Raw genomic sequence first — 24,493 nt, 5'->3', positions numbered from 1 at the left:
CCCGCCGGGCACGACCTCACGCGCGGTCGGCAGCGGGTCAGCGGCGCAGGCCGAGGGCGAGGGTCGCGCCCACCGCGACGTGCTCGACGACGAGGAGCGCCACCGCTCCCGCCGTCACCGCGGCGAGGGGGCCGAGCAGCGACACCAGCAGCACGAGGACGCACGTCACGAGCCAGGCGACCTCGCCCCGGCGGGGACGACGGGAGAGGAGTCGGCCGAGCAGTGCGCGCACGCCCCACGCGGCGAACCCGACGACGAGCGCCGTGACGACCGCGGCGACGACGCCGACGTCCTGGGTGCCGGTCGCGGTACGTACCTCCGGGTCGACGCCCAGCGCCGTCCCGACCAGCAGCACCACCGCGGCGAGCACCGCCGCGACGAGCGGGACGGACCAGCGGGGTACGCGCCGTCGGACCGGGACGACCGCGGTCCCGGGTCGTGCGCCCGAGGCGGCGGGCGCCGACGTGGCGGGGTGCCGGGGGGCGCCCGAGGTGCCACGCGTGGCGCCGTTCCGGGCGTCCTGCGGGGCACCGTTCGAGGTGGTCGGCGTCGTGGGCATGTCGTTCCTCCTTCGTCGCGCGACCGTGCCGCGCGATCTCGCGGCCGGGGCCGCGGCCGGCGGGGTGCCGACGTCGTCCACCCTCACGGCGGCGCGGCACCCGCGGACCGGCCGGACGTCGACGGGCGACCCGACCGGCGTCGCCCCCGGACCCTCCCGCCGGACCCCGACCCCCGACCTTGGTCGGTGGTCGCCCGGGGCGCCGCGCCCTAGCGTCCGGAGCATGACCACGCCGACCGACTGCCCCCCGCTCGCCGGACCTCCCGTCCTCGCGACGGCCGCCGCCCGCCGGGACGGGACCCGCTCGCTCGTCCCGTGGTGGACGTTCGCCGTCGCGTGGGGCGCGGTCGCGGCGCTCACCGTGCTCGCGACGGCCGGGATCGTCGGTCAGGACGACCCGGGCGCGCAGCCCGCGATCGACGTCGCCGTCGCGGTGCTGGCGCTCGCAGCCCTCCCGCTCCTGTGGTCGCGGTCGCCGCGCAACGCCCCCGTGCTCGGCGCGCTGGTCCTCGCGTCGCTCTCCGCGTACTCCGGTGCGGCGACCCCCGCCTCGACGGTCGCGACCCTCCAGGTCGCGCGCTGGTACCCGGCACGCACCGCGGTCCCGGTCGCGGTCGCCGGCTTCCTCGGCCACGCCGTGCAGGCGCTGTGGCGACCGCAGGCCCTGCCGCTCGGCTGGTGGCTCCTGTGCGACCTCGCGGTGCACGCCGCCCTGCTCGGCTGGGGCATGTACTGGCAGGCGCGGGCCCAGCTGGTGTGGTCGCTGCGCGACCGCGCCCGGCGCGCCGAGCGCGAGCAGGAGCGCCACGTCGCGGAAGCGCGGGTCGCGGAGCGCACCCGGATCGCCCGCGAGATGCACGACACCCTCGCCCACCGGCTCTCGCTCCTCGCCGCGACGGCCGGAGCGCTCGAGTACCGTCCCGACGCCGACCCGGCGCAGCTCGCGCGCGCCGCGGGCCTGGTCCGGGCCGGGGTGAGCTCCGCTCTCGGCGACCTGCGTGACGTCGTGCGGGTGCTGCGCGCCGACCCCGTCGACGGTGGCGCACCCGCGCCCCAGCCGACGCTCGACGGCGTCGACCGCCTCGTCGCCGAGGCGCGCGAGGCGGGCGGCGACGTGACCTACGAGCGGTCGGGGTCCGCGGACGTGCCGCGGACCGTCGAGGTCGCGGCGTTCCGCGTCGCGCAGGAGGGGCTGACGAACGCCCGCCGCCACGCGGCGGGCAGCCCCGTCGTCCTGCGGGTCGCCGCCCGGGCGGGCGAGGTGCGCGTCACGGTGTCCGACGCCGGCCCGCGGCTCGTCACCGCCGGGCGCGGCACCGGGGAGCGGGGCGGCGAGGGGACCGGCACCGGGCTCGTCGGCCTGCGCGAGCGCGTCGACCTGCTCGGCGGGACCCTCGACGTCGGGGCCCGCGACGACGGGTTCGTCCTGGACGTCCGGCTACCGTGGGACGCGTGAGCGACCAGGGTGGCCGCGGGGGCGGCGCGCGCACGAGCGACCGGCACGACGACGGCGGGACGCCGCGCGACGTGTCGCGGACCCGGCTCGTGATCGTCGACGACGACGCGCTCGTCCGCGCCGGGCTGCGTCTCATGCTCGACGGCGCGCACGGGATCGAGGTCGTCGGCGAGGCCGCGGACGGCGCCGAGGTCACGGCCGTGCTCGACGCCCACCCGACCGACGTCGTGCTCATGGACCTGCGCATGCCGCGCGTCGACGGGATCGAGGCCACACGACGGGTGCGGTCGCGGACGGACGCACCGGCCGTCGTCGTGCTCACGACGTTCGACAGCGACGAGGAGGTCGTCGGTGCCCTCCACGCCGGGGCCTCGGGCTACCTGCTCAAGGACATGCCGCCCGAGCGGATCGTGGCGGCCGTGCGCGCGGCGGCCACGGGCGAGCCGGTCCTGTCGCCGGGGATCGCGCGGCGCCTCATGACCTCGGTCGCGGACGCGGGCGGCGAGCGCGACCGCGCCCGGGCGGCGCTCGACGCGCTCACCGGGCGAGAGCACGACGTCGCGGTCGAGCTGGGCCGCGGCGCGACGAACGCGGACATCGCCGCGCGCCTGTTCCTCAGCGTCCCGACGGTCAAGGCCCACGTGTCGAACGTGCTGCTCAAGCTCGGCCTGGAGAACCGGACCCAGGTCGCCCTGCTCGTCCACGCCGCCGGCCTGGACTGACGGCCACGCTCCCGCCCGTGGTCGAGCACGTCGTGGCCCGCCGTCGAGCACGACCTGGCGGTCGTCCTGGCCCCGATGACGACCCTCATGTCGTGCTCGGCCCGAGGGGTGAGGTCAGTCGCCCGGCCACTCCCCCGTCCAGCGCTCGAACGCGCGGGCCCCGCCGCGGTCGATGAGCGCCTTCACCACGGCGTAGACCGCGCCCTGCAGGAGCGCGGCGAGCACGATCTCCTTGAGCGGGTACTCCGACTGCAGCGGTGTCGGCGCGTCCTTGCGGTGGCCCGGCGACACCCGCTTGTAGATCTGCTTGAACACCTGCCCCGCGACGAGACCGCCCACGATCGAGCTGACGATCCCGACGGGGCGGTACAGGATCTTCGCGGACTTGCTGCCGTTCTTCTCCGGGGGGTGGTCACCGGTCGTCACGTCGTCCATCCTCCGACGCTAGGTCGGGTGCGGCGCTCTCGCTCGCCGCACGACCACGACGGCCCGGGTCAGGTGGCGACGACCGCGCACCCCGCCGGGTCGACCACGACCCGCACGCGCTCGCCCGGCCCCGGACCGGGCGCGTCGGCACCACCCGCACCGGACGCGAGCGCCACGAGTCGGGCGGGCGCGCCCTCGTCGGTCCCGGGGAGGTCGACGTCGACGGTGACCTCGACCGCACCGCGGCGGAACACGCTGCCCACGACGGTCGCGGCCCAGGTGCCGAGACCCGACGACGAACCGCTCTCGGCGTCGGAACCCGGCGAGCCGACCATGCGTAGCCCGCGCGGCCCGATCGCGAGCAACCCGCCCGACGCGCCGGGCGCATCGTCGTCCGGGCCTCGTCGGTCCATGGCCCGGCCTGCCGCTGACGGCTCGGTGGGGACGAACGCCTGGTAGCCGAGGAACTCCGCGACGCGGCGCGACGCCGGGGCTCGCCACAGGTCCTCCGGCGGCGCGACCTGGAGGAGCCGACCGGCGTCCATGACGGCGACGCGGTCGGCGACGGTGAACGCCTCGTCGTGGTCGTGGGTGACGAAGACGGCGGTCGTGCCGGTGGCCCGCAGCGCCTCGCGCAGGTCGAGCGCGAGGCGCTCGCGCAGCCCGCGGTCCAGCGCGGACAGCGGCTCGTCGAGCAGCAGCAGCCGGGGCCGCGGCGCGAGGGACCGCGCGAGCGCGACGCGCTGGCGCTCGCCCCCGCTGAGCGTCGCGACCGCGCGCCGCTCGTACCCGGCGAGCCCGACGACGTCGAGCAGCTCGGTCACGCGCGCGTCCCGTTCCGCGCGGGGCAGGCCCGCGAGCCCGTAGGCGACGTTGCCCGCGACGTCGCGGTGCGGGAAGAGCTGGCCCTCCTGGAACATGAGCCCGAACCCGCGGCGGTGCACGGGGACGCCCGCGAGGTCGCGCCCGTCCCACGCGACCGCGCCCGACGCCACGGGCTCGAGCCCGGCGACCGCGCGCAGCAGGCTCGACTTGCCGCACCCGCTCGGTCCGAGCAGGGCGAGGATCTCCCCCGGCGCGACGTCGAGCGTGACGCCCGCGACCGCCGTCGTGCCGGGGTCCGTGCGCGCTCCCCCGGCGCCACGCCCGCCGTACCGCACGACGACGTCGCGCACCGCGAGCCCGGCGGCCTCCCCGGTGCCGGGGCCGGGGCGCGGCGGCTCCGGCGCGCCCGCACGCGCGGGAGCGGGGTCGATCTGCACCATCAGAACTCTCCTCCGGGTCGGTCGCCGCGCAACCGCTCGGCGAGCAGCATGACGGCCGCGGTGAGCAGCGCGAGCACGACGCTCGCCGCGAGCGCCATGCCGTAGTTCTCGGCCCCGGGACGCCCGATGAGCCGGAAGATCACGACGGGCAGCGTGGCGCTGTCGGGGCGGGCGAGGAACGACGTCGCGCCGAACTCCCCGAGCGAGACGGCGAACGCGAACCCGACGGCGAGCCCGAGCGACCGCGCGGCGATCGGCCCGTCGACGGTGCGGAACACGCGCCCGGGGGCGGCGCCGAGGGTCGCGGCGGCCTCGCGCAGGCGCGGGTCGATCGCGCGCAGCGTCGGCAGGACCGTGCGCACGACGAGCGGGATCGCGACGACCGCCTGCGCGATCGGCACGAGCAACCCGGACGTGCGCAGGTCGACGTCGAGCCCGAGCGGCCGGTCGAGCGTGAGGAGGAATCCGAAGCCGACCGTCACCGCGGAGACCCCGAGCGGGAGCATGAACACCGAGTCCAGCACGGAGATCGCGCGCCGCCCGCCGCGCGAGCGCGGGCGCCGGGACACGACGAGCGCGACGAGGCCGCCGATCACGACGGCGAGCACGGTCGCGAGCGCCGCCGTCCGTAGCGAGTTGCCCGCCGCCTCCCACACGGTGACGGACAGCGCGTTGCGCCCTCCCGTCGTGCCGAGGTTCGCGTAGTTGTCGAGCCCCCAGCCGCCGCCCGGGACGCGGAACGACCGCACGACGAGCGTGCCGAGCGGGAGCCCGACGAGCACGACGACCACGACCGCGGTGAGCGCAGCGGGCGCGAGGTCGCCGGTCGGGCGGCCGTCGCGCCACAGGCGCAGCGGGTGGGCCGACGAGGCCGACGACGAGAGGTTCAGCGCGCGCTCGCGCTTGGCCCGCGTGCGGTTCGCGACCATGAGGGCCGCGGCCACGACGACGAGCTGGACCACCGACAGCACGGCGGCGGTGCGCAGGTCGAGGAACTGGGTGGTCTGGATCCAGATCTCCGTCTCGATCGTCCCGTAGCGGATGCCGCCCAGGACGAGGACGACGCCGAACGCCGTCGCGCAGAAGAGGAAGACGATCGACGCGGCGCTCGCTATCGCCGGCGTCAGCGCGGGGAGCGTGACGGTGCGGAACGCGCGCCACGGCGTCGCGCCCAGCGCCCGCGCGGCCTGCTCGGCGCGGGGGTCGAGGTGCTCCCACAGCCCGCCGACCGTACGCACCACCACGGAGTAGTTGAAGAACACGAGCGCGACGACGATCGCCGCGAACGTCTCGTCGAGCCTCAGGAACCCGAGCGGGCCGCCCTGCACGAGCAGCGACCGGAAGGCGACGCCGACGACGACGGTCGGGAGCACGAACGGCACCGTGACGAGCGCGCGCACGACCCGCCGCCCGGGGAACCGGCACCGGTACAGCACGTACGCACCGGGCACGCCGAGCAGCACGGAGAACGCCGTGCCGAGCACGGCCTGCCACAGCGTGAGCCCGAGGATGCGCCACGTCCGCGGCTGGGAGAAGACCTCCGCGAACCCGGACAGGTCCAGGCCGCCGTCGTCCCCGACGAACCCGCGCGCCACGAGCGTGACCACCGGCCACGCGAAGAACACCCCGAGGAACACCAGCGGCACCGCCGCCGCCAGCCCCCAGGCCGCCCCGCGCCCGAGGCGACCCCGCCAGGGTGCCCGCGCCCTCACCACGGTTCTCCCTCGGCCGACCACGGTTCTACCTCGCGGGACCAGGGCTCTACCTCGCGTGACCACGGTTCTATCTCGCGAGGTAGAACCGTGGTCACGCGTGGACCGGGCGTCAGTCGACGACCGTCGCCGTCCATGCCTTGATCCACTCGTCGCGGTGCGCCGAGATGTCGGCGGGCGCGACCTCGAAGGGCTCGTCGGCGAGCGGCGCGAACTCGGCCCAGCCGTCGGGGAGCGCGACGGAGTCGTCGGCGGGGTACATGTACATCTGGCCGGGCACGTCGGCCTGGAACGCCTCGCTCACGAGGAAGTCGACGAGCTGCTGCGCGCCCTCGGGGTTCTTCGCGTTCGCGAGCACGCCCGCGTACTCGACCTGGCGGAAGCACGTGTCGAGCAGAGCCCCGGTCGTGGACGCGGAGCCGTCCTCGGTGAGCGTGAACGCGGGCGACGTCGAGTACGACAGCACGAGCGGGCGCGGCCCCGCGCCCTCGGAGCCGGAGAAGTCGACGTAGTAGGCGTCAGACCAGCCGTCGACGACCTTCACGCCGTTGGCGCGCAGGTCGGCCCAGTAGTCCTCCCAGCCGTCCTCGCCGAACGCCCCGACGGTCGCGAGGAGGAACGCGAGACCCGGCGACGAGGTCGCGGGGTTGGTCACGACGAGGAGGTCCTCGTACTCCGGCTTCGCGAGGTCCTCGAGCGAGACGGGCTCCGGGATCCCGGCGTCGGCGAACCACGCGTGGTCGACGTTGACGCAGACGTCGCCGAGGTCGACCGCCGTGAGCTCGTCGCCGTCGCCGACGGCGTACGAGGCCGCCGAGTCGGACAGGCCCTCCGGCACGTAGGGCGCGAGCACGCCCTCGTCGATCGCGCGGGACGCGAACGTGTTGTCGATCCCGAACACGACGTCGCCCAGCGGCGAGTCCTTCGTGAGGATCAGCTGGTTGACGAGCGCGCCGCCGTCGCCGGGCGCGACCTGCTCGACGGTGAGCCCGCTCTCCTCCTCGAACGCCGCGAGGACCTCGTCGCTCACGGCGAAGGAGTCGTGCGTCACGAGGGTGACGGTGTCGCCGGTGCCCGACGCGTCGTCGCCCCCCGAGCCTGACGTCGCGTCGTCGCCGCCGCTGCACGCGGCGAGCGCGAGGAGGGCGAGGGTCGTCCCCGCGCCGGTGACGAGGGACCGGGCCCGGCGGGTGCGGGCGGTCGTGCGTTGCATGTGTCCTCCCAGGACGTTCAGGAGGGGTCCACCGGCCCGCGCGACCGACGCTGCGACGAGCGCGGACGACCGCACGAGCAGGTGATCGAGATTCCCGACTTCCTCCACCGGTGCTAACCGGGTCAGGTTCGAGGGTCTGCGGTGGTCCGCACTCTCAGCTCCTCCAGGAGCTCCCCTGTCGTTCACGTCGAGCCTACACCGGGCCGCCCCTCGGGAATCCCCCTGAGAGAACCCTGAGAGCGGCCCTGCGGCGACCAGGGAAGGGTCCGGGCCGGTCCCCGATGCCCGGGGGTACGCCCCCGCGGGAGGGTCGTGACGACCGGACCGGGAGCCCCGGCCGACGACCGCAGGAGGGGAAGGACCGATGAGCAGCAGACCTGGGACGACGGGTGCGACGACGACCGTCGCCGCGTCCGCAGAGCACGCCACGGGGGCCGCAGGAGCCTCCGGAACCACGCCGGAGCGTCCCGTGATCGCCACCGCGCGCGGCCTCGTCAAGACCTACGGGCGCGGCGAGGCGACGGTCCGCGCGCTCGACGGCGTGGACGTCGACCTCGAGCGGGGGCGTCTGACCGCGATCATGGGCCCCTCGGGGTCGGGAAAGTCGACCCTCATGCACTGCCTCGCCGGACTGGACTCCCCCACGGTGGGGACCGTCGTCGTCGACGGCGAGACGGTCTCCGCGATGAGCGAGCGGCGCCTGACGCGGCTGCGCCGCACGCGCATCGGGTTCGTGTTCCAGTCGTTCAACCTGGTCCCGACGCTCACGGCGGAGGAGAACATCGTGCTCCCGCTCGCCGTCGCGCGCCGGCCCGTGGACCGCGAGTGGTTCGACCGCGTGGTCGACGCCGTGGGGCTGCGCCCGCGCCTCGGGCACCGCCCGGCGGAGCTCTCGGGCGGGCAGCAGCAGCGCGTCGCGTGCGCGCGGGCGCTCGTGTCCCGCCCGGCCGTCGTGTTCGCGGACGAGCCGACGGGCAACCTCGACTCGCGCGCCGCCGCGGAGGTGCTCGGCTTCCTGCGCTCCTCGGTGGACGACCTCGGCCAGTCCGTCGCCATGGTCACGCACGACCCGACGGCGGCGTCGTACGCGCACCGCGTCCTGTTCCTCGCGGACGGCCGCCTGGTGACCGAGCTGCGCGACCCGACCCCGCAGGCCGTCCTCGACACGCTCGGGGCCCTCACGCCGGCGGCATCCGCGGGCGCGCACCCCGCCGACCCGGCGCACGAACCGGCGGGCGTCCGATGATGGGCCGGATCGCGCTGCGCGGCGTGCGCGCGCACGGCGCGCAGCTCGTGCTGTCCGTGCTCGCGGTGACGATCGGCGTCGCGTTCGTCACCGGCACGTTCGCGCTGCGCGCCATGCTGGAGTCGACGTTCGACGGCATCGTCGCGTCGTCGATCCAGGCCGACGCGTACGTGCGCGGCGCCGCCGCCGCCGGGTCCGCGCTCGAGTCCTCGTCCGCGCAGCTCGGCGGGGCCCGCAGCCTCGTCCCGGCGGACCTGGCCGGCACGCTCGACGCGCGCGACGACGTCGGCCTCGCGCTCGCCGAGGTGAGCGGCCCCGCCGTCCTCGTGGGCGCCGACGGCACCGCGGTGCTCAGCACGCAGGCGCCGAGCATGGCGGTCGGCTACGACCCGCGCGACCCCGGGCCGCGCGTCGTGGACGGCCGTGCGCCGGAGGACGGCGACGAGGTCGCGCTCGAGTCCGCGACGCTCGAGGCGTCCGGGCTCGCGGTGGGCGACACGACCGACGTCGTGCTCGGCGACGAGGTGCGGCCCGTGCGCGTCGTCGGCGAGCTCTCGCTGTCCGCGCCGATGGCGGGCGCGACGATCGTCCTGCTCGACGCCGGGACGGCCGCCGCGACGTACGCTCCGGACGGCCTGGTGCCGTCGGTCGCCCTGTACGCGGCCGACGGCGTCTCGCCGGAGGAGCTGCGCGACGCCGTCGCGACGTCGCTCCCCGACGGTGCGGAGGCCGTGACGGGGGCCGACCTGCGCGACGAGACGAGCACCGCCATCGCCGACCAGCTCGGCTTCGTCTCGACGTTCCTGCTCGTGTTCGCCGCGCTCGCGCTGTTCGTCGGCACGTTCATCATCACCAACACGTTCGCGATGCACGTGCGCCGCCGCACGCGCGAGCTCGCGCTCCTGCGGGCCGTCGGGGTGTCACCGGCCCAGGTGTTCGCCTCGGTCCTGGGACAGGCCGCGGTCGTGGGGGTCGTCGGCGCGGTGCTGGGCGTCGCGGCCGGGTTCGGGCTCGCCGAGCTCGCGCGGGCCGGGCTGGGCGCGGTCGGCATGGAGCTCGCCGGGTCGCTGCCCGTGACGACCGCCGGGATCGTGGTCCCCCTCGTCGTCGGGGTCGTGGTGTCCGTCGTCGCGGCGGCCCTGCCCGCGCGGCACGCTGCGCTCGTGCGGCCTGTGGAGGCCATGCGGGCCGACGTCGTGCGGCCCGCCGGCCCCGGCGTGGCCCGGGTCGCCGCGGGGACGCTGATCCTGCTCGCAGGCACCGGTCTCGTGGTGGGCGCCGCGGCGGTCGGGAGCGGCGGGGCGCCGCTCCTCGGCCTCGGTGCGGTCGGGGTGATCGCGGGCGTGCTGCTGCTCTCCCCGCTCGCCGTCGGCCCCGTGCTGGGCGTCCTCGCCGCGCCGTTCGTCGCGCTGGTCCGACCCCTCGGCGGGCTCGCGCGCGGCAACGTCACGCGCCAGCCGCGGCGCACGGCCGCGACCGCCGGGGCGCTCGTCGTCGGGATGGCGCTCGTGTCGACGACGTCGGTCCTCGCGCTCTCGGCACGCGAGTCCGTGACCGGCATCGTCGACGAGGAGACGGCCGCCGACCTCGTGGTCCGGTCCGCGACCCCGTACCTCCCCGAGGGGGTGGCGACCGACGTCCGCGCCGTGCCCGGCGTCGCGTCCGCCGACCTCACGACGTACGGGCAGGTCGTCGTCGACGACGAGCCGCAGCTCGTCGTGGGGTTCCCCGCCGAGGGCTTCGGCCGCTCGGTCCGCACGACGGCCGTCGAGGGCGACCTCGACGCGTACGCCCGCGGGGAGGCGGCCGTGATGGAGGACGCGCTCGACGAGCACGGCTGGGCGCTCGGCGACGTCGTGACGATCGCCGACCCCGCCCGGCCCGACCTCCCGGCACAGGACGTCCGCATCGGGGCGGTGATCGACTCCCACGCGTTCTCGGTCGACATGCTGCTGCCGCCGGACGTCGCCTCCGAGGTGGGCGCGACGACCCCCGAGATGCTGTTCCTCGACGCCGAGCCCGGTGCCGACCTCGCGTCCGTCCGCGACGGGGTGGCGGACGCCGTCGCGCCGTACGTCGTGGCGAGCGTGCTCGACGCCGACGAGTTCGCCGGGGAGGTCGCGTCCCAGGTCGAGTCGATCCTCGCGATCGTCTACGCGCTGCTCGGCCTGTCCCTCCTCGTCGCCGTCCTCGGTATCGTCAACACGCTCGCGCTGTCCGTCGTGGAACGCACGCGCGAGATCGGGCTCCTGCGCGCCGTAGGCCTCGGCCGGGCGCAGCTCTCGGCGACGATCGTCATCGAGTCCGTGCTCGTCGCCGTGTTCGGGACGGCCGTCGGGCTGGTCGTGGGGACGGGCCTGGCCGCCGCGCTCCCGTCCGTCCTCGCGGACGAGGGCTTCACGACCCTCGCCGTGCCCTGGGCGCAGCTCGGGGCGATGCTCGCGCTCGCGGCCGTCGTCGGGGTCGTCGCGGCGGTCTGGCCCGCAACGCGCGCGGCCCGGCTGCCCGTGCTCGACGCGGTGAGCCAGGAGTGACCGATCCCCTCGCCCGCCCGACGCGCGCCGGGCGGGCGAGGGGTCGACGGTTCGCACTACGGTGGGAGCACGCCCGCGCCGACCGGCGCCCCGACCGACGGAGGACCCCTCGTGGCCGACACGAACGAGACCGAGCAGACCCTGGCCCTCAAGGTCGGGACCGTCGCCCTCACCTTCGCGGCAGGCTGGGCCGCGCAGAAGCTCGTCACGTTCATCTGGGCGAAGGTCACCGGTCACGACGCCCCGAAGGACCTCGACGACGAGGAGGTCGGCATCGTCTCCGCCGTCACGTTCGCCGCCGTCGCCGCCGGCGTCGGCGTCCTCGCACGCCGGTTCGCCGGCAAGGAGGCCAAGCGGTTCGTCTCCCGCCTCGCGTCGCGCGCGTCGTGACCCACCGTTCGAACGCGGGATCGTCCCTCACGGTCGTGTCGACGAAGAACCCGGGCTCTGTGCGCGCCTGACGGCGAGCGTCCGCCAGCGTCAGCGCACCGGGGCCGCGGGCTCGGGCGGGGTCCAGCCCATCGCGGCCTGCGAGCCGCGCGCGATCGCGGAGGCCGGGGTCAGGCGCATGATCCTGTTCCGGACCGTCTGCCGCCAGCCGCCGCCCAGGTGTGAACCGAACCGCCCCGACGCGACCGACGCCCGGGCGAGCGCCCGGCACCGGGGCCGGCGCGCGGCGTCGTACCCCGCTAGCGCCGGCGCGAGCCGACCGCCCGCCGCGACGGGCGACCCGACCAGGAGGCCGACGCACAGCCCGTCCTCCAGCGCCGTCGCCGCGCCCTGCCCCATCGTCGGGAGCGTGCCGTGCGCGGCGTCGCCGACCATGACGACGCGGCCCGTCGCGTAGTGCGGGAGCCCGCCGGGCAGATGGTGCACGTCGTGTCGCAGGACGGCGTCCGGTGCCGTCGCGGCGAGGACCTCCTGCACCGGCGGCGCCCACCCGGCGAACCGCTCGCGGGCCGCGCCCAGCTCGTCGTCGAGCCGTGTCCGCTCGGGCATCGCGACGTACCCGTACCAGTAGGTCTCGTCCGCGGCGGTGCGCAGCAGGCCGAACTCCGCGTGCGCCCCCCAGTACTGCGTGAGGGCCTCCGCGCCCCAGGCGCCGGGCGTGATCGCGCGCCAGCTCGAGTAGCCGCTGTACACCGGCACGTTCGCCGGGAACAGGGTCGCGCGGACAGCGCTGCGCATCCCGTCCGCGCCGACGACGAGGTCCGCCTCGCGGCCCGCGACGACGGCGGGCGCTCCGTCCGGGTCCCCGGGATCCAGGGTGGTGACCGATGTCCCCGTGACGACCTCGACGCCCAGGTCGACCGCCCGGCGGTGCAGCGTCTCGTGGAGCCGGCGCCGGTGGACGCCGATCAGCCCGACGGACGCACGCACCTCGGGGGTGTCCGGCAGCGTGAGGATCGGGTCGCCGTGGAGGTCCCACGTCCCGCCCGCCCACGTCGCGTACCCGAGCCGGGCGACGGCGTCGTCGTCGAACCCGAGGCCGCGCAACGCCGCGACCGCGTTGCGGGACATCGCGAAGCCCGCCCCGACCTCGCCGAGCGCGGGCGAGCGCTCGACGACGGTGACGCCCCAGCCGGTCCGGGCGAGCGAGATCGCGGACGACAGGCCGGCGATCCCGGCCCCGACGACAATAGCGGTACGGGTCATGGTGACGCTCCCAGGGTCGAGAGGATGGTCCGCCCGTCCGGGCATACCACTACGTGCGTTGTAGTACCGAGGTTGCCATACTGGCAGCCATGCCGCGAACCAACCCCGAGCGGCGGACCGCGCTCGCGGACGCCGCCGTCGCCCTCCTCGCCACGGACGGCGTGCACGGCGTCACCCACCGCACGGTCGAGCGCGCCGCGGGGCTCCCGACGGGCACCGCGGCCAACTACGTCCGCACCCGGGAGGAGCTGCTCGTCGCCGCGGCCGATCGAGTCGTCGAGCTGCACCTCGCGGCCATGCGGCGGATCGACCGGACGCTCGACGTCTCCGGCTCCCTGGAACCGCTGACCGATCTCCTCGCCGCGTCCCTCGAGGACGCCGTCACGACGTCGCGTGAGCGGTACCTCGCGATCTTCGAGCTCCAGCTCGAGGCGCGCCGTCGCCCGGCGCTCGGCGCGGCGCTGGCTCGGTTCGGCTCGGTCGCGACCGCGTTCACCGCCGACGAGCACGCAGCGCTGGGGCTCGACGTCCCGCCCGACGCGGTCCCCACGCTCGTCACCCTCTACGGCGGCGCGCTGTTCTCCCTGGTCAGCGCCACGCGGGACGTCGACCGCGAGACGACCCGCCGCCTCGCCCGCGCGATCGTGCAGGGAACGCTGGGAGCGCGCCCCTCCGCCCCGACCAGGTGAACACCGCCAACCGCAGCCGCAGGGCTCGTGGACCGGCGGCGCCCGGCACGCCCGCCCCGGTACCCTGGCGCGCGTGACGGCCCTACCGGCGACCCCCGCGAGCGCGACGACGGCTCCCCAGGACCCGGTCCTGCGATCGGGCGTGCGCGTCCTCGCCGACGCAGGCCGCCTGCTGTCCCGGCACTGGCCCGCGCTCGTCGCGATCGCCGTCCTCGCCGAGGTCGTCCACGAGCTCGCGCTGCGCGCGGCGCTCGCCGTCGCCCCGTCGTCCGGGGTGCTCGGACTGCTCGTGCTGTGCTTCTCGCCGCTCGCGACCGTCGTCGGCATCGTGGTCATGCTGCACGTCCTGCGCCGCGAGCCGCGCACCGAGCGCGACCGGCTCGAGGTCCGGGCCCTGCTCGGCTCGATCGCGTCGGTCCTCGTCCCCTACCTCGTCATCTACGAGTTCTACGGCGGCCTGTCGTCCGACTGGCAGACGTACATCGACTCCGCCGCCCTCGACCACGCGTTCGCCGCCGGGGCGGGGATCGAGACCGCCAGCCCGGTCCCCGAGGGGTTCGGCCTCACCGTCGTGCTCGTCGTCGCGGGCGCGCTGCTCGCCCGGACGCTCCTCGAGCGCCTCGCCAAGCGCCTCGACCGGGGCGTGTCCACCGCGGGCGGCGACGCTCGGCGCAGCGCGCGATCGGCCGCCGTCCGCATCGCCGCGGGCTACTGCGAGGTCGTGTGGATCGTCGTGGGCGCGTTCACCGTCACCGCCGTCGTCGGCCGGGTGCGCGAGTGGTGGACGACGCGCGTGGTCGTCGTCGAGACCACGACCTGGTGGGACGGCGTCGTCGCGCGCGTCGACGTGCTCAAGCCGCTCGTCGACGCCCTGGGCCCGACGACGTCCCTCCTCCTTGCGGGCGTCGTCACCGGCCTCGTCGTGCCGCTCGCCTGGCTCACCCTCGGCACGATCGTCTACGGCGTCGAGGCGATCGACGTCGTCGACCCGGCGCACGCGACGCAGGGCGGCGACGAGCCCGCGGGCCGTGCGACGCGCGTCGTCGACCGGTTCAACAGGACGCTGGGCGAGAGCGGCGCACGCAAGGCCTGGGAGCTCATGCTCGACCCCGGCCGACGGTTCGGCGGCCTCGTGGGCGCCCTCGGCATGCTCTGGCGCAGCCGGTGGAGCGCCGTGCTGCTCTTCTGCGTCGCGTTCGCCCTCCTGACGCTCGGCGAGCAGGTCGTCTACACGGCGGCCCAGGGCGTCGTCGGTCAGCCGGGCATCGTCGCCTGGCGCGCGCTCGTCGGCCCCCTCGAGATCGTCGGGACGGTCGTCGTGCAGGTGCTCACCACCGTGCTGCTCGCCGCCGCGGCGGACGCGCTGCTCGCGAGCCTCGGCCTGCCGTCCGCGCTGCGCACGAGGCGCCGTCAGGCGGCGTCGGGGGCGGGCAGCGACCAGTAGGCGGGGAGCAGTTCCGGCTCGACGAGGCGCACCTCGGCCGGCTCTGCGTCGTCGGGCGTGAGGAAGTACTGCGTGCTGCGGGTCGAGACGGCGCCCGTGCAGACCGGGGCCTCGGGGTAGGGCATGCCCGGGAGCGCCGACGCTCCCGCGGTGAATTCACGCCCGGTCGTGTCCAGCAGCACGACCTCGCACGCCGAGTACGTCTCCTCCGCGCTCGCCGGGGCGTCGGGCGCGTCCGAGCGCAGCGACACGTCGGCGGCCCAGAGCGTGTACCCCTCGGGCGCCTCGATCCGGTCGCCGTACCCGTCGTCGAGCCAGTCGACCCGCTCCAGCCCGGCGAGCCGCGCATGGACGTCGCCGACCTGCGCCCAGCCGTCGGCGTCCGCCGCGGGAGCCTGGCGTGGTTCCGACGTCCACCACCCCTGCACGGTGTCGGAACGCCAGGTGAGCGCCCCGAGCGCCGCGAGCGCGCCCACGAGCACGACCAGCCACCAGCGGTTGGCGCGCCACCATCCCACGCTCGGTCCGCCGCTCATGCGTCCCACCCGCCCGGGACGAGCGCGGGCGGGACGACCTCGACGACGGTCCCGGCCTCGGGCACAGCGAGGCGGCCGAGGTCGATCTCGGCGACCGCTTGCGGGCGGTCGATGTCCGCGTCGTCGTGCTCCGTGAGGACCCTCAGCACGACGTCGCCCTCGAGCGCCCGCGCGGGCACCTCGACGACGACCGTCCCGGCCTCGGGGACGTCCGGGTCCACGAACGTGCTCATCATCGCGTTGCTCGCGCGGTGCGAGGCCCCGTAGTCGCGACCGTCCGCATCGCGCAGCTCGAGCACCTCGAGGCCCGCCTCAACCGTCGTGCCGGACACCGCGAGGTCGACGGCGACCCAGACGCCGTCGGTCGTCAGGGTGTCGAACCCGTCCTCGAGCACCGCGCCGGTGCGCACGTCATCGACGCGCACGCGCAACGGGCCCGCGGTCACGACCTCACCCACGTCGCCGCGCGACGTCGTCGCCGTGAGCGTGGGCCACCACGAGTCGACGCGCGACACCGCGGCCCCGACCCCCACCGCAAGGACGAGCAGGACCACGGTCACGACCACGTCCGCCCGACGAGGGCGCGCGGCTGCGGCGGGCTCACCGGCCGTCCGGGCAGGCTCGCCGGCGGTCGCGGTCGCGGTCGTGGTCGTCGGTTCCACGGTGGGCTCGGTCACCACGCCTCCTCGTCCTCGGGCGGGTCCACGATCTCCGGCGGGACGTCCCCGGGCGGGGCGTCCACGAGCACCACGGCACCCGTCTCGGCCCAGCGGCGCCCGCCTCCGACCGTCATGTCCCGGTAGCGGAACATCGGGAGGGTGACGGTGAGCGGCTCGGCCGGGGCGGCGGACGTGGCGCCGCCCTCCGGGACCGTCACCGGCCACAGCAGCGCGACGTCCTCGGGCAGGCCCGGCTGGAGCACGGGGTAGACCGAGGCGTCGCGCACGAGCAGCGTCGGGTCCGGGCGGTCCGGCTCCGCGTCGCCCGCCAGAGCCAGGCCGCCCGGCAGCTCGTCCGGGAGCGTCACGGCGGTACGGTCCAGACGGCGCGGCTCCCGGTCCGTGTCGAGCGCGCCGACGACCACGACGAGCCACGCATCGGCGCCGGAGTCCTCGAGCGAGGAGACCTGCACGGTGTCCGTGACGGACCACGAGCGCACCGTGAGGTCGAACGGGCCCGTCGGGACCGGCTCGCCCGCGGCGGCGCGGGTCGGCCCCGCGTCGGCGGCGACGTGCTGCGCGAACCCGCCGGCCGCCGTCGTGCCGACGACGAGCCCGAGCACGACCCCCAGCGCGATGCGGCGCGGCCACGTGCCGACGACGGCGCGCAGCAGGGGGACGCTGCGGGCGGCCCTCGGCGCGGTCGACGTCACGGCGGGCATCCTACGGGGACCGCCGACCCGGCGTCAGGCCCCGCGGACGAGCAGCGCGGTGACCGGCCCCATGACGATGAGGTACATGAACGCGAAGAACAACGTGTGCAGCAGGACGAACAGCAGCGCGTCCCGGACGGCGCCACGGGCGCGGAAGTGGCGCGCGAGCTTGCGCACGAACTGCACGGGGTGGGCCAGGTCCCAGCTGTTGAAGCGCACGTACCGGCCGAGGTAGATCCCGACCGACACCAGAGCGAGCACGACCAGGACGGCGATCCACGAGACCGGGCGGCGGAACGGCGCGTCGTCGTTCGGGTAGAGCACGAGCGCGAGCAGCGCCTGGGCGAGGAACACGTTCACGAGCGTGTTCATGACGCCCGACATCGCGAGCGTGAGCACCGCGACGATGTCGTACCAGAGCGGGACGTCCTCGCCCTCCTGGCGGTGGCTGTAGTTGAGCTCCGTGACGAGGTACCCCGCGTTCGGCAGGAGCAGGAGCCAGACGCCGAACCCGAGGACCGCGCACGTGAGGATCGCCCACGGCGGCGCCCCGCCCGCGATGAGCACCGCGTCGACGACGACGACCAGTCCCAGGACGATCACCGGCGCGATCGACAGCCCGATGTTGAGCAGCATCGGCCGGTACAGGCGCGTGCGGTACAGCGGGGCGCGCAGCACCACGAGGGCGAGCGCATACACGTTGAGCAGGGCCACGCCCCCGAAGAGCCAGTCGAGCACGCCCCCACGGTACGGGGGGTTCGCCGCGCGCGGCGCGACGAGCGTCGTTAGCGTGGAGTCGCTCGACGCAACGACCTCCCGTGCCCGGCGACGGGCACCTCCCACCAGGAGTCGCCATGGCGCAGCAGGACGCGAGCGGGACCACCGGCCCCGCCCCGACGACGACGTCCCCGTCCGCATCCCCGACCCTCATGCTCGCCCTCGCGACGATCGGGTTCGCCGTAAATTTCTGGGCGTGGGCGCTCATCAGCCCGCTGGGCGCGGCGTACGGGCAGCTCTACGACCTCACGGACGTGCAGGTCTCCGTCCTCGTCGCCGTCCCCGTCGTCGTCGGGTCCCTCGGGCGCATCCCCGTGGGCGCGCTGACCGACCGGTACGGCGCACGCGTCATGTTCCCCCTGGTCAGCGCGCTGACGATCCTGCCCGTGCTCTTCGTCGGGCTCGTCGCGGACAGCTTCGTCGCGTTGCTCGTCGGCGGCTTCTTCCTCGGCCTCGGCGGCACCGCGTTCGCCGTCGGCGTCCCGTTCGTCAACGCCTGGTACCCGCCCGCCCGCCGTGGCACCGCCATCGGGATCTTCGGCATGGGCATGGGCGGCACCGCGATCTCCGCGTTCACGACGGTCCGCATCCGCGACGCGTGGGGCGACGCCGCGCCGTTCCTCCTCGTCGCCGCCGTCCTCGCCGTGTTCGCCGTCGTGGCGTGGCTCCTGCTGCGCGTCCCGCCCGGCCGCGCGACCGCCCCCGCCGGCGGCTTCTGGTCCCGCACGTGGGCCACGTTCCGCCTGCCCGCGACCCTCCAGCTCTCGTGGCTCTACGCCGTCGGCTTCGGCGGGTTCGTCGCGTTCTCCGTCTACCTGCCCACGTTCCTCGTCAACGCCTACGACCTCACCGCCTCCGACGCCGCCGCCCGCACCGCGGGGTTCGTCGTGCTCGCCGTCGTCATGCGGCCTGTCGGCGGGGCGCTGTCCGACCGGTTCGGCGGCGTCCCCGTGTCGGTCGCGTGCTTCGCCGTCGTGACGGCGCTCGCGGCGGTCGTCGCGTTCCAGCCGTCGCTCGTGCCCGTCGGCACCATCGCGTTCCTCGGTCTCGCCGCCGCGCTCGGCGCGTCGTCGGGCGCGACGTTCGCGCTCGTCGCCAAGGTCGCGCCGGTCGAGAAGGTCGGCGCCGTCACCGGGCTGGTGGGCGCGGCCGGCGGCCTCGGCGGCTTCATCCCGCCGCTGCTCATGGGTGCCGTCTACCAGCTCGAGGGCACCTACGGCCTCGGCTTCGCGCTCCTCGCCCTCACCGCGCTCCTCACCCTGCTGTTCACCCTCGGACCCGTCCGCCGCGGCGTCCAGGCCCGCGCCTCCGCCTCGACCTGATCCCCCGAACACGCCCGTCGGTGCCGAAGGAGACCCCGGTCTGCCGAGGTCGAACCCTGGTCCCGCGAGGTAGAACCCTGGTGGGACCAGGGTTCTACCTCGCGCGACCACGGTTCTACCTCGCGTAGAGGGCTTTCGCTCGCGAGGTCAGGGGGACGCGGGAGAGGCCGGGCCGCGGGCGACGAGGCGTGGGAGGAGGAACCAGAGGCCGACGAGCAGGACGAGCGCGCAGGCGCTCGACCACAGGGCCGCGGTGCGGTTCACGACGACGTCGACCACGAGCAGGACCGTGCCGGTGACGACGAACGCGAGGACGAGCACGCCGACGCGGGCGATGCGGTCGCTCATCGTGACGAGCGCCGTCTTGCGGTGCTTGCGGAACAGCGCGCGGTGCAGGCTCACGGGCGTGACGAACAGGCCGGTGGACAGCACGGCGAGCGCCACCAGGGTGAGGTAGACGCCGGTCTGGAACGCGTCGAGGTCGCCGAAGCGCTGCTGGAACGGCAGCGTGAGCAGGAACCCCGTGAGGATCTGCACGCCCATCTGCATGACGCGCAGCTCCTGGAGCAGCTCCGACCAGTTGCGGTCCGAGCGCTCGTCGGCCGACTCGTCACGCCCGTCGCTGACCTGCGAGGTCATGGGTCCTCCCTCGTGCCGCCGCTGGGATAATCTTCCTCCTGCTGGGGTCAGGAATCGGCTCCGTCCTGATCGATCCCCGGGGACCCCCATCGATGGACGCTGCCCTGCCCTCCGACGTCGCGGAACCTGACGACGTCGTCCCTCCGGCTCTCGCCGACCTCCTCGCCGCGCTCGGCCCGGGCGACCCGCAGCCGGTCGGCCGCTTCCGCGTCGACGTCGCCACGGACACGTGGTGGTGGTCGGACGAGGTGTACGAGATGCACGGGTTCGCGCCCGGCGAGGTCGTGCCGACGACGGCGCTCGTCCTGTCGCACAAGCACCCCGAGGACCGCGACCGCGTCGCGAGCGAGCTCGCGCAGGCGGCGCGCACCGGGGAGCCGTTCGGTTCCATGCACCGCATCGTGGACGCGACGGGCCGGACTCGCACGCTCGCCGTGGCGGCGCAGGGCCGCCGCCTCGACGGCGGGGCGCCGTGGGCGGCGGTCGTGGGGTACTTCGTGGACCTGACGACCGCGCACGAGGAGGCGGCGCGTCGTGAGGCGACGGCGTCGATCCGCGCGGCCGACGCGTCCCGCTCGGCGATCGAGCAGGCGAAGGGCGTCCTGATGACGGCGTTCGCGATCGGTCCGGACGACGCGTTCGAGGTGCTCCGCCGACGCTCGAACGACGCGAACGTGCCCGTGCGCGATCTCGCGCGCCGACTGGTCGCGGGTGTCGTCGACAGGTCGGTCACGGGCGCCGGCGTCGTGGACGACGACACCCGTCGTCGCATCGACCTGCTCCTCGGGTCGGTCGGCGAGGCCGACGAGAGGCCCCGGCGCACGCCCGACTGACCCGCCCGGGGCCCGACCGCCCGGCCGCGGCGCGCGACGGCGCAGCGCGTCGACGCGGCGTCCCGCGTCAGTCCGCCCCGACGCCGGGGATGCGCCGCGTCTCGACGACCTGGCGCGCGATGTCGACGAGCTTGATGTTCGCGTCCTGGGACACGCGGCTCAGGACCGCGAACGCGCGCCCGGCGGTGAGCGAGTAGCGCTCCATGACGATGCCCTGGGCCTGCCCGATGAGGGTGCGGGTCTGGACGGCCGACTGGAGCTGCTCCTCGGTGCGCGCGGCCGAGATCGCGGCCGCCGCGACGGCGGCGAACGTCGACGCGAGGTGGTGGGCGTCGGCGTCGAACGCGTCGTGGCTCGTGGAGTACATGTTGAGCGCGCCGTGCGCGTTCTCCGACGTGTAGAGCTGCACGCACAGCATCGACCGGACCCCGAGCTCGCGCGCGACGGCGGGCGCCCACGACGGCCAGCGCGCGTCGGTCTCGATGTCGCCCGACTCGACGAGCGCGTGGTCGTGCACGGCGTCGAGGCACGGGCCCTCCCGGAGCTCGTACTGGAGCTCGTCCCCGCGCGCGACGAGCGGGTCGGAGACGGCGGGGCTCTCGATGCGTCCCCGCGTGACGAGCGAGATGCCCGCGGACTCGCACCCGTCCACCATCGACACGGCGAGCTCGACGACGCGGTCGAGGGTCTGCTGGAGGGTCGGCTCGTCGGCGAGAGCCCGCGCGGCGTCGGCCACGAGGCCGGCGATGCTCTGCTCGTCGGCACCGCCCACGATCTCCGGCACCCCGGCGACGATCTCGGCCTGCGGCGCGGGAACGGTGGCGCCAGGGCCTGCGGGCATCCCGACGGTGCCCTGCTCGACGCTCTGCTCGATGCTCGTCATCTCGGCCTCCTCACGGCTTCCGGCCCCAGGGTAGATCGCGCGCGCGGCTGCCGGTAGCCGGGTCGCAGGCCTCGCCCGTCCCGTCCGCGGTCGGCGCGGGCGAGGCCTGCGACGGGCTAGAAGACGGGCTTGCCCCCCGTCACCCCGAGCACGGTGCCGGAGACGTAGCTCGCGTCCGTCGGGGAGGCGAGGAAGACGAACGCCGGCGCGACCTCCGCCGGCTGCCCGGCCCGCCCCAGCGGGGTGTCCTGCCCGAACTTCTCGATCTTCTCCTCGGGCTGGGTCGCCGGCTGGAGCGGTGTCCAGATGGGACCGGGGGCCACCGCGTTCACCCGGATGCCGCGCGGCCCGAGCTCCGCGGCCAAGTTCACCGTGAGGTTGTTGATCGCGGCCTTGGTCGACGCGTAGTCGAGCAGCGACGTCGAGGGCTGGTACGCCTGGATCGACGAGTTGTTGACGATCGACGCCCCCTCGCCCAGGTGCTCGAGCGCCGACTGCGTGACCCAGAGCAGCGCGTAGAGGTTCGTCTTGAGGACGCGGTCGATCTCGTCCGTCGTGACGTCCTCGATCGACTCGCGCCGCGCCATCTGGAACCCGGCGTTGTTGACGAGCACGTGGAGACCGCCGAGCTCTGCGACGGCGCGTCCCGGCAGGGCACGCGCGGTGGCCTCGTCCGTGATGTCGCCGGGGAGCAGGGCGCACGTGCGTCCCGCCTCGCGCACCCAGCGCGCCGTCTCCTCGGCGTCCTCCTGCTCCTCGGGCAGGTAGCCGATCGCGACGTCGGCCCCCTCGCGCGCGAACGCGATCGCGACGGCGCGGCCGATGCCCGAGTCGCCGCCCGTCACGAGCGCCCGCAGGCCCTCGAGCCGCCCGGTCCCTCGGTACGACTCCTCCCCGTGGTCGGGCGGCGGGTCCATGGGAGCGGTGAGCCCGGGGGGCTCCTGCTGCTGCGCCGGGAACGCGGTCTCGTCCGTCATGTGGTCCCTCCCTCTCGTCGTGGTGCGTGCAGGCCGCCCGCTCAGGAGCGCGCGGGCTCGCGGCGTCGCGCGAGCTGCGCCTCGTGCGCGCGGGGGCGCGCGACCGGGCGCACGGCGGCGAGGGCACCCGCGACGGTCGCCTCCGCCGTCGGGCCGACCCCGCCCGCCTTGCTCAGCGCGCGCATGACCTGCGCCGCGGTCTCCTGGACCGGGACGCCCGCCTCGCCCGCGGCCTCGACGAGGAGCTGGCCCGCCGCGACGTCGTCGACGCCGTGCACGGCCATGAGCACGCCCTTGACCTGCTCGACGGCAGCCTGGCTGACGAACGCGCGCGTCACGGCGCGCTGCGACTCGCGCTCGAGCGCCTCCTTGTGGGTCGGGCTGACGTCGACGACGTAGCCCGCGATCTCGACGACGCGTCCCCGCGCGTCCCGGCGTCCCTGACCCGTCACGACGACGGAGCGGGCCTTGCCGTGCCCGTCGACGATGCGGTGCGCGCACGAGAAGGGCCGGCCGGACCGGATCGCCTCCGTCGCGACCCGCACCACGCGGGCGCGGTCGTCGGGGTGCTTGCGCGAGCGCAGGGCGTCCAGGCTGGGCTCGACGTCGCCCGGCGTCCAGCCGTGCATCGTGTACACCTCGTCCGACCACCACCACGTCCCGGTGCCGAGCTCGACGCGGTACTGCCCCACGAGGAGGTGCGTGCCCACGGCGAGCACCTCGGCGAGGGCTGCAGGGCGCACGGGAGCGGTCTGCTCGGGGCTGGGGGTGGTGATCACGGGGATCGAGGTCATGGTGTCCTCCCAAGGTTCGGGGGGCTGCGGGCCGCTTCATGACTCCGGTCCCCAACCTAGCCCACCCGTGGGCGGTCGGCACCCGCGCTCGGCTACGGTGCGGGGCATGACCCGCGAGCCGCGCCGGACGATCGCCCAGCACGCCGACGACGCGGTCGCGCTCGTCCGCCCGACGCCGACGACGGACCTCCCGCTCGAGGACGCGGTCGGGGCGGTCCTCGCCGCCGACGTCGTCTCGACGCTCGACGCGCCCGCGTTCGACGCGTCCGCGATGGACGGCTACGCGGTGCGGTCGGCGGACGTGGCGGGGGCCACGGCGGGCTCCCCGGTGGCGCTGCGCGTCGTCGGCGACGTCGCGGCGGGGGCACGCGGTCTGGACGCCCGGCTCGGGGCGGGCGAGGCGGTCCGGATCATGACGGGCGCGCCCGTTCCGCCCGGCGCGGACGTCGTCGTGCCGGTCGAGCGCACGTCGACCGGGCGGTTCACGCCCGGCGAGCCCGGGAGCGGCCCGACGGCGGTCGAGATCCACGACGCGTCGCGGAGCAACGTGCGGGCGCGGGGCGAGGACGTGCGCCGTGGGGACGTCGTCGTCGCCGCGGGCGTCGTGCTGACGGCGCGACACGTCTCGGTCGCGGCGTCCGCGGGGCACGCGACAGTGCGGGTCCACCGGGCACCGCGTGTGGCCGTGCTCTCGACGGGCAGCGAGCTCGTGGCGCCGGGGACCGCGCCCGGCCCGGGGCGGATCCCCGACTCCAACTCGGTCCTGCTCGCCGCGTCCGCACGGGCGGCCGGGGCGCACGTGGCGCGGCGGGGCGCGGTCGGCGACACCGCGGGCACGCTCGTCGACGCCCTCGACGACCTGCTCGGCGCGTTCGACGGCGCACCGCCCGACCTGCTCGTCAGCACGGGCGGGGTGAGCGCGGGCGCGTTCGACGTCGTGCGCGAGGTCCTCGACCCCACGACCCGGCGCGGGACGGCGTGGGAGGGCGCGGTCGACGACGCCCGGCTCGTCGCGGTCGGGATGCAGCCCGGCAAGCCGCAGGGCCTCGCGCGGTGGCGCGGCGTCCCGTGGCTCGCGCTACCCGGCAACCCGGTGAGCGCGTTCGTCTCGTTCGAGCTGTTCGTCCGGCCCGTCCTCGACCGCCTGCGGGGCGTCCCCGGCACGGGCCGCGCGCTCGTGGAGCGCGTCGCCGCGGAGGGCTGGTCGTCGCCGTCCGGGCGCGAGCAGCTCGTGCTCGTGCGGCACACCGCGCCCGACGGCGGTCAGGTCGTCCCCGCGGGTCGGCACCGCGACCGGGGTGGGGACCCCGCGGAGGCGCGGGGGTCCGGGTCCCACCGGGTGAGCGCGCTCGCGCACGCCGACGCGCTCGCGGTCGTCGGCGCCGACGTCACGTCGGTCGAGCCCGGCGACGCCGTCCGGGTCCTGCTCCTGGACTGA

General features: G+C 75.6%; 24 protein-coding genes and 1 riboswitch. Of the genes, 10 read left to right on the top strand and 14 right to left on the bottom strand.

The genetic code is table 11. The features are described 5' to 3' along the window. Nucleotides 1-37: 37 nt before the first annotated feature. Nucleotides 38-559, bottom strand: coding sequence for a DUF6069 family protein (locus tag FIC82_RS04605; protein WP_216609986.1), 522 nt, complete (start codon nt 557-559; stop codon nt 38-40). Between the two features lie 223 nt (nt 560-782). Here FIC82_RS04605 and FIC82_RS04600 point away from each other — a divergent pair, with 223 nt between their 5' ends. Then, nucleotides 783-2,015: a sensor histidine kinase gene (locus tag FIC82_RS04600; protein WP_154797742.1), complete on the top strand. Its 1,233-nt coding sequence runs from the start codon at nt 783-785 to the stop codon at nt 2,013-2,015. Between the two features lie 89 nt (nt 2,016-2,104). Beyond that, complete coding sequence (locus FIC82_RS04595) at nt 2,105-2,737, top strand: response regulator (RefSeq protein WP_216610030.1); 633 nt, start codon at nt 2,105-2,107, stop codon at nt 2,735-2,737. Between the two features lie 114 nt (nt 2,738-2,851). On the opposite strand, the gene FIC82_RS04590 is transcribed toward FIC82_RS04595, so the two are convergent. The 4 genes from FIC82_RS04590 to FIC82_RS04575 all read right to left on the bottom strand — a co-directional run bounded on the left by FIC82_RS04590 (nt 2,852) and on the right by FIC82_RS04575 (nt 7,353). Further along, nucleotides 2,852-3,163 (bottom strand): DUF4235 domain-containing protein, encoded by a 312-nt coding sequence (locus tag FIC82_RS04590; protein ID WP_253691453.1) that lies wholly within the window; start codon nt 3,161-3,163, stop codon nt 2,852-2,854. Between the two features lie 68 nt (nt 3,164-3,231). After that, nucleotides 3,232-4,428, bottom strand: a complete 1,197-nt coding sequence (locus FIC82_RS04585; protein WP_154797740.1) for an ABC transporter ATP-binding protein — start codon at nt 4,426-4,428, stop codon at nt 3,232-3,234. After that, on the bottom strand, nt 4,428-6,143 hold the full coding sequence (locus FIC82_RS04580; protein WP_253691451.1) for an ABC transporter permease: 1,716 nt from the start codon (nt 6,141-6,143) through the stop codon (nt 4,428-4,430). The genes FIC82_RS04585 and FIC82_RS04580 overlap by 1 nt, the downstream gene beginning before the upstream one ends. Before the next feature lie 109 nt (nt 6,144-6,252). Continuing rightward, nucleotides 6,253-7,353: a thiamine ABC transporter substrate-binding protein gene (locus FIC82_RS04575; RefSeq protein WP_154797739.1), complete on the bottom strand. Its 1,101-nt coding sequence runs from the start codon at nt 7,351-7,353 to the stop codon at nt 6,253-6,255. 82 nt (nt 7,354-7,435) lie between these two features. After that, nucleotides 7,436-7,540: riboswitch (TPP riboswitch) on the bottom strand. Nucleotides 7,541-7,717: 177 nt separating this feature from the next. On the opposite strand from FIC82_RS04575, the gene FIC82_RS04570 reads away from it, so the two are divergent. From FIC82_RS04570 to FIC82_RS04560, 3 genes are all read left to right on the top strand, one after another. After that, entirely contained in the window at nt 7,718-8,599 is an 882-nt protein-coding gene (locus FIC82_RS04570; protein ID WP_154797738.1) for an ABC transporter ATP-binding protein, read from the top strand. After that, nucleotides 8,596-11,133 (top strand): ABC transporter permease, encoded by a 2,538-nt coding sequence (locus FIC82_RS04565; RefSeq protein WP_336240316.1) that lies wholly within the window; start codon nt 8,596-8,598, stop codon nt 11,131-11,133. Before FIC82_RS04570 ends, FIC82_RS04565 begins: the two co-directional genes overlap by 4 nt. Nucleotides 11,134-11,244: 111 nt before the next feature. After that, nucleotides 11,245-11,523, top strand: coding sequence for a DUF4235 domain-containing protein (locus FIC82_RS04560; protein WP_168731488.1), 279 nt, complete (start codon nt 11,245-11,247; stop codon nt 11,521-11,523). Nucleotides 11,524-11,613: 90 nt separating this feature from the next. Here FIC82_RS04560 and FIC82_RS04555 read toward each other — a convergent pair whose 3' ends face one another. Further along, complete coding sequence (locus tag FIC82_RS04555; protein WP_216609985.1) at nt 11,614-12,789, bottom strand: FAD-dependent oxidoreductase; 1,176 nt, start codon at nt 12,787-12,789, stop codon at nt 11,614-11,616. Nucleotides 12,790-12,878: 89 nt separating this feature from the next. Between FIC82_RS04555 and FIC82_RS04550 the strand changes: the two genes are divergently transcribed. Both FIC82_RS04550 and FIC82_RS04545 read left to right on the top strand, forming a co-directional pair. After that, nucleotides 12,879-13,478: a TetR/AcrR family transcriptional regulator gene (locus tag FIC82_RS04550; protein ID WP_154797736.1), complete on the top strand. Its 600-nt coding sequence runs from the start codon at nt 12,879-12,881 to the stop codon at nt 13,476-13,478. A 73-nt stretch (nt 13,479-13,551) separates the two neighbouring features. Then, entirely contained in the window at nt 13,552-14,922 is a 1,371-nt protein-coding gene (locus FIC82_RS04545; RefSeq protein ID WP_154797735.1) for a hypothetical protein, read from the top strand. Here FIC82_RS04545 and FIC82_RS04540 read toward each other — a convergent pair. From FIC82_RS04540 to FIC82_RS04525, 4 genes are read right to left on the bottom strand one after another with little or no spacing between them, the layout of a single operon-like run. Continuing rightward, nucleotides 14,889-15,458, bottom strand: coding sequence for a hypothetical protein (locus tag FIC82_RS04540; RefSeq protein ID WP_154797734.1), 570 nt, complete (start codon nt 15,456-15,458; stop codon nt 14,889-14,891). The genes FIC82_RS04545 and FIC82_RS04540 overlap by 34 nt on opposite strands. Further along, nucleotides 15,455-16,135, bottom strand: coding sequence for a hypothetical protein (locus FIC82_RS04535; protein ID WP_154797733.1), 681 nt, complete (start codon nt 16,133-16,135; stop codon nt 15,455-15,457). The genes FIC82_RS04540 and FIC82_RS04535 overlap by 4 nt, the downstream gene beginning before the upstream one ends. Then, complete coding sequence (locus FIC82_RS04530) at nt 16,132-16,830, bottom strand: hypothetical protein (protein WP_154797732.1); 699 nt, start codon at nt 16,828-16,830, stop codon at nt 16,132-16,134. Before FIC82_RS04530 ends, FIC82_RS04535 begins: the two co-directional genes overlap by 4 nt. Nucleotides 16,831-16,863: 33 nt before the next feature. Beyond that, nucleotides 16,864-17,568, bottom strand: coding sequence for a DUF1361 domain-containing protein (locus tag FIC82_RS04525; RefSeq protein ID WP_168731487.1), 705 nt, complete (start codon nt 17,566-17,568; stop codon nt 16,864-16,866). Nucleotides 17,569-17,684: 116 nt separating this feature from the next. On the opposite strand from FIC82_RS04525, the gene FIC82_RS04520 reads away from it, so the two are divergent. Beyond that, complete coding sequence (locus FIC82_RS04520; RefSeq protein ID WP_154797730.1) at nt 17,685-18,929, top strand: MFS transporter; 1,245 nt, start codon at nt 17,685-17,687, stop codon at nt 18,927-18,929. Between the two features lie 147 nt (nt 18,930-19,076). Here FIC82_RS04520 and FIC82_RS04515 read toward each other — a convergent pair whose 3' ends face one another. Next, nucleotides 19,077-19,568, bottom strand: coding sequence for a DUF6328 family protein (locus FIC82_RS04515; protein WP_154797729.1), 492 nt, complete (start codon nt 19,566-19,568; stop codon nt 19,077-19,079). 92 nt (nt 19,569-19,660) lie between these two features. Here FIC82_RS04515 and FIC82_RS04510 point away from each other — a divergent pair, with 92 nt between their 5' ends. Continuing rightward, nucleotides 19,661-20,401 (top strand): PAS and ANTAR domain-containing protein, encoded by a 741-nt coding sequence (locus tag FIC82_RS04510; protein ID WP_154797728.1) that lies wholly within the window; start codon nt 19,661-19,663, stop codon nt 20,399-20,401. A gap of 67 nt (nt 20,402-20,468) precedes the next feature. Here the strand turns inward: FIC82_RS04510 and FIC82_RS04505 are convergent, their stop codons facing one another. The 3 genes from FIC82_RS04505 to FIC82_RS04495 form a co-directional block, all read right to left on the bottom strand. After that, a complete protein-coding gene (locus FIC82_RS04505) occupies nt 20,469-21,284 on the bottom strand; it encodes a GAF and ANTAR domain-containing protein (protein WP_253691448.1) in 816 nt (271 codons plus the stop codon). Between the two features lie 116 nt (nt 21,285-21,400). Next, a complete protein-coding gene (locus FIC82_RS04500) occupies nt 21,401-22,261 on the bottom strand; it encodes an SDR family oxidoreductase (RefSeq protein ID WP_154797727.1) in 861 nt (286 codons plus the stop codon). A 41-nt stretch (nt 22,262-22,302) separates the two neighbouring features. Beyond that, a complete protein-coding gene (locus FIC82_RS04495; protein WP_154797726.1) occupies nt 22,303-23,055 on the bottom strand; it encodes a PAS and ANTAR domain-containing protein in 753 nt (250 codons plus the stop codon). Between the two features lie 106 nt (nt 23,056-23,161). Here FIC82_RS04495 and FIC82_RS04490 point away from each other — a divergent pair, with 106 nt between their 5' ends. Next, the gene (locus tag FIC82_RS04490; RefSeq protein WP_154797725.1) at nt 23,162-24,493 is read left to right on the top strand and encodes a molybdopterin molybdotransferase MoeA; all 1,332 of its coding nucleotides are present in this window, start codon (nt 23,162-23,164) and stop codon (nt 24,491-24,493) included.

The organism is Cellulosimicrobium protaetiae, assembly GCF_009708005.2.
In the GTDB taxonomy this organism is placed as follows: Bacteria; Actinomycetota; Actinomycetes; order Actinomycetales; family Cellulomonadaceae; genus Cellulosimicrobium; species Cellulosimicrobium protaetiae.
The sequence above is the reverse complement of the archived record's forward strand: the minus strand, read 5'-3'. Positions and strand labels throughout refer to the sequence as shown.

Excerpts from the sequence above, each read along its gene's own strand:
- FIC82_RS04605 (WP_216609986.1), bottom strand. The coding sequence starts at position 559 with ATGCCCACGACGCCGACCACCTCGAACGGTGCCCCGCAGGACGCCCGG.
- FIC82_RS04600 (WP_154797742.1), top strand. The coding sequence starts at position 783 with ATGACCACGCCGACCGACTGCCCCCCGCTCGCCGGACCTCCCGTCCTC.
- FIC82_RS04585 (WP_154797740.1), bottom strand. The coding sequence starts at position 4,428 with ATGGTGCAGATCGACCCCGCTCCCGCGCGTGCGGGCGCGCCGGAGCCG.
- FIC82_RS04575 (WP_154797739.1), bottom strand. The coding sequence starts at position 7,353 with ATGCAACGCACGACCGCCCGCACCCGCCGGGCCCGGTCCCTCGTCACC.
- FIC82_RS04570 (WP_154797738.1), top strand. The coding sequence starts at position 7,718 with ATGAGCAGCAGACCTGGGACGACGGGTGCGACGACGACCGTCGCCGCG.
- FIC82_RS04565 (WP_336240316.1), top strand. The coding sequence starts at position 8,596 with ATGATGGGCCGGATCGCGCTGCGCGGCGTGCGCGCGCACGGCGCGCAG.
- FIC82_RS04555 (WP_216609985.1), bottom strand. The coding sequence starts at position 12,789 with ATGACCCGTACCGCTATTGTCGTCGGGGCCGGGATCGCCGGCCTGTCG.
- FIC82_RS04550 (WP_154797736.1), top strand. The coding sequence starts at position 12,879 with ATGCCGCGAACCAACCCCGAGCGGCGGACCGCGCTCGCGGACGCCGCC.
- FIC82_RS04540 (WP_154797734.1), bottom strand. The coding sequence starts at position 15,458 with ATGAGCGGCGGACCGAGCGTGGGATGGTGGCGCGCCAACCGCTGGTGG.
- FIC82_RS04520 (WP_154797730.1), top strand. The coding sequence starts at position 17,685 with ATGGCGCAGCAGGACGCGAGCGGGACCACCGGCCCCGCCCCGACGACG.
- FIC82_RS04515 (WP_154797729.1), bottom strand. The coding sequence starts at position 19,568 with ATGACCTCGCAGGTCAGCGACGGGCGTGACGAGTCGGCCGACGAGCGC.
- FIC82_RS04510 (WP_154797728.1), top strand. The coding sequence starts at position 19,661 with ATGGACGCTGCCCTGCCCTCCGACGTCGCGGAACCTGACGACGTCGTC.
- FIC82_RS04505 (WP_253691448.1), bottom strand. The coding sequence starts at position 21,284 with ATGACGAGCATCGAGCAGAGCGTCGAGCAGGGCACCGTCGGGATGCCC.
- FIC82_RS04500 (WP_154797727.1), bottom strand. The coding sequence starts at position 22,261 with ATGACGGACGAGACCGCGTTCCCGGCGCAGCAGCAGGAGCCCCCCGGG.
- FIC82_RS04495 (WP_154797726.1), bottom strand. The coding sequence starts at position 23,055 with ATGACCTCGATCCCCGTGATCACCACCCCCAGCCCCGAGCAGACCGCT.
- FIC82_RS04490 (WP_154797725.1), top strand. The coding sequence starts at position 23,162 with ATGACCCGCGAGCCGCGCCGGACGATCGCCCAGCACGCCGACGACGCG.